Origin of the sequence: uncultured Tyzzerella sp., from assembly GCF_963558545.1 — a bacterium.
GTDB lineage: Bacteria > Bacillota > Clostridia > Lachnospirales > CAG-274 > Tyzzerella.
Genome location: NZ_CAUWHO010000095.1, coordinates 1 through 3,266 on the forward strand (window position 1 = coordinate 1; position 3,266 = coordinate 3,266).

Annotated in this window: 4 protein-coding genes, 1 tRNA gene and 1 pseudogene; all 6 read left to right on the plus strand. The window is 23.8% G+C overall.

The window, feature by feature from the left end; translation table 11 throughout:
- Positions 1–60: 60 nt before the first annotated feature.
- Positions 61–131: transfer RNA gene (locus tag R5Z65_RS09735), tRNA-Cys, on the plus strand.
- Positions 132–339: 208 nt separating this feature from the next.
- Entirely contained in the window at positions 340–591 is a 252-nt protein-coding gene (locus R5Z65_RS09740) for a hypothetical protein (RefSeq protein WP_317368817.1), read from the plus strand.
- Positions 592–1,107: 516 nt separating this feature from the next.
- Positions 1,108–1,287, plus strand: a complete 180-nt coding sequence (locus R5Z65_RS09745; RefSeq protein ID WP_317368818.1) for a hypothetical protein — start codon at positions 1,108–1,110, stop codon at positions 1,285–1,287.
- 151 nt (positions 1,288–1,438) lie between these two features.
- Positions 1,439–1,681: a hypothetical protein gene (locus R5Z65_RS09750; protein WP_317368819.1), complete on the plus strand. Its 243-nt coding sequence runs from the start codon at positions 1,439–1,441 to the stop codon at positions 1,679–1,681.
- A 145-nt stretch (positions 1,682–1,826) separates the two neighbouring features.
- Positions 1,827–2,897: a tyrosine-type recombinase/integrase gene (locus tag R5Z65_RS09755; RefSeq protein WP_317368821.1), complete on the plus strand. Its 1,071-nt coding sequence runs from the start codon at positions 1,827–1,829 to the stop codon at positions 2,895–2,897.
- Positions 2,897–3,266, plus strand: a pseudogene (locus R5Z65_RS09760) (hypothetical protein); the annotation flags it as partial. The gene R5Z65_RS09755 and the pseudogene R5Z65_RS09760, both read left to right, overlap by 1 nt.

Sequence of the window (3,266 nt, forward strand, 5' to 3'; positions counted from 1 at the left end):
GACGTGGCCCTTTCACGGCTAAAACAGGGGTTCGATTCCCCTACGGGTCAGTTATATTATGGCGATATAGCCAAGTGGTAAGGCATGGGACTGCAACTCCCTGATCCCCAGTTCAAATCTGGGTGTCGCCTTTGTAAAAAAGCAAAATACATTTACGTATTTTGCTTTTTTTGTTGTAGACTAGATAGCTAGTTAAAAAAATTTGAAAAAATCATATAAATAAGTACAATACCAATATTAATTCCACATTAAAGGTTAATCTCAGAGTGAATAAAAAAATATTATGGTAATATTGGATTTTTAACAGGTATTTTAACATTAATATTTATTATTACTAGTATGATTTGCTTTTTTATATCTTCTGTATTAGAATTATTTATAAAAATACTATATAATAAGGTATTAGAAAAGCAATCTATATTACAAATTTTAAAAGTATATATATTAACCAGTGTAACCTTTATATTTAAACAAAAGGTAGTACTTTCAAAAATGGTACTTATAACTTGTATATTAAATGCTTTTATAAGTTCATTAATAATGATAGCTTTATCTATATTGATAGCAGAAAAACTAAAGTTTTCTTCTTAAATTTATGGTGTAGCAACAGGTATATTAGCATTTTGAGGACTATTTAGCGGTGCAATTACAGGAATATTAACACCAGAAAATATTGTAGGAAAAATTATGGCATTTTTTTAACATTATCAATTTGTTCACAGCCATTATGGCAATTATTTTATGGATTTGACTTTTAATACGGTAGTAGTTATGAAAGTTTAATTATTTTGGTAGCTATAATTATATCAATATTTATAGGAGTATATAGCAAGTTATCTATTAAAATAACTGAAGATTAATAATAGTATTGATTTAATATTAAATTTTAAACAAATAACAAAGTTAGAAACGTTTGATGTAAATATAGTTTTTTGTTTAAGAGGAGTATTTTATTAAAATATTTGACAATTTTATAGAAAAAGTATATATTTATGACTTACTATTTTTATTAAAATTAATTAAAATAACAAAATTATTAAGGACAGGCAAAAAAATTAATTTATATCATACAATATAATATAAATTAATTTTTAAGGAGGATTTATTATGAATAATCCTATTGGTACAACGTGTGGGTGTGGAGTAAATAATGAAAATTTATTATTTATATTAGTATTACTAATTGTATTATGCCCAGGTTTTATAGGTGGATTTGGTAACGATTCATTTATTCTTATTTTATTCTTATTAATACTTATGCCTAATTCTTTTAGAAATATTTGTTAATAATTTTAATAAAAGGATAAGTATCTTGATAGATGCTTATCTTTTTTCATTATTAAATTAATATATTTATATAATATTATATCATATTTTACCTGTATACATATAGCTACAATATACTGTATAAGATATACTATGTAGGGGGATTATGTTTATGCGAAAGACAAAAAAAGTCTTAACAGAACAAGAAGAAATATATGAAATATATTGCAATATGTGTGGTAAACCTATAGATAAAGACCAGTTTGGTAAATTTTATGATTATTTATCAGTGGATAAAAACTGGAGTTATTTATCCCATTTAGATGGTAAAAAACATAGTTTTGATTTATGTGAAAATTGTTATTTTGATATAATTAATAATTTTAAAATAAGAGTTTTAGATGATGAATATTAAAATATTAGATAGTAATAGTAAAAATTATACTATATAAATGTTATATTATATATTTAACATATGCTAGTTAATTTTTACTATTATTATGTATATTTTTTTAATGGGAAAAATTTCTTTTTAATGTAGAATAAAAAGGGGAGGAACTATGGAATATAATTTAGAGTTAGAAATAGAGCTTATAAATAGATTAAAAGCTATTTTAAAGGAGTTACCTAGTATTTGTTCGGATTTTTTTATATCTATAGGGCAAACTACATCAATAAAAACAAGAGTAGGCTATGCCTATGATTTAAGACTATTTTTTGATTATTTATGTTACAATGTAAAAGATTTTAAAGATAAAAATATATTAGATATAGAAGTTAAAGATTTGGATAAAATAACGTATAAAGATATAGATAGATTTTTAGATTACATATCATATCATCAAACAGAAAGTATAACAAAGCTTGGAAAAACAACATCTATAAGCCGTATAAATAACGAAAATGGAAAGGCAAGAAAACTATCTGCTATAAGACGTATGTTTTATTATTTTTATAAGGTGGGTGAGATAAAATCAAATCCAGCAGAGCTTGTAGAAACACCTAAAATACATCAAAAAAATATAATATATTTAGATAAAGAAGAAATAGAAACTTTATTAGATGCAGTAGAAACAGGTACAAAGCTTACCAAAAGTCAACAAGCATATCATAATTATACTAAAACTAGAGATTTTGCCATAATATGTTTGTTATTAGGAACAGGTATACGTGTATCAGAATGTGTTGGGATAAATATTCAAGATGTAGATTTTTATACAAAAGGGATAAGAGTTTTAAGAAAAGGTGGAAATGAAAGTATTGTATATTTTGGAGATGAAGTATATGATGCTCTTAGTAATTATTTTGATGAAAGAGAGGAAATAGATGCCATAGAAGGCCACGAAGATGCTTTATTTTTATCTATGCAAAGAAAAAGAATAGGCACAAGAACAGTACAAAATTTAGTAAAAAAATATGCAAAAATAGCAACACCTCTTAAAAATATATCACCACATAAGCTTAGAAGTACATATGGTACTGCTCTTTATGAAAAGACAGAAGATATATATTTAGTTGCAGATGCTCTAGGACACGCAGATATAAATACAACTAAAAAACATTATGCTAAAATGCACGAACAAAGAAGAAAACAAGCAGCCTTGGTAACTAAACTTAGAGAGGATAAGTAATGAAGTACATAGATACATATATAGTAAAAAAATTTTGTATAAATAATTTTAATGTAGATGTTCCTAAATTTTATACTAATATTAAAGATGAAACAAAGCTATCATATTTACTATTAAATTATATATACTATAAAAATTATAATAGATTTTTAGATGTAAATAATATATATAAAGATAAAAATGGCAAGCCAATATTTTTAAAAGATGATTTATATTTTAATATTAGTCATTCTAATATGTATGTAGTATGCTCTATATCAACAACTAACATAGGTATAGATATAGAAGAAGATAGACTTATAAAATATAGTGTAAAAAATAAAATTAAACATATAGATGATAATGATAATAATATTATAAACATATGGA

Bases quoted from the DNA above. Each gene is read 5' to 3' on its own strand.
- R5Z65_RS09740 (WP_317368817.1), top strand. From the start codon at position 340: ATGATTTGCTTTTTTATATCTTCTGTATTAGAATTATTTATAAAAATA.
- R5Z65_RS09745 (WP_317368818.1), top strand. From the start codon at position 1,108: ATGAATAATCCTATTGGTACAACGTGTGGGTGTGGAGTAAATAATGAA.
- R5Z65_RS09750 (WP_317368819.1), top strand. From the start codon at position 1,439: ATGCGAAAGACAAAAAAAGTCTTAACAGAACAAGAAGAAATATATGAA.
- R5Z65_RS09755 (WP_317368821.1), top strand. From the start codon at position 1,827: ATGGAATATAATTTAGAGTTAGAAATAGAGCTTATAAATAGATTAAAA.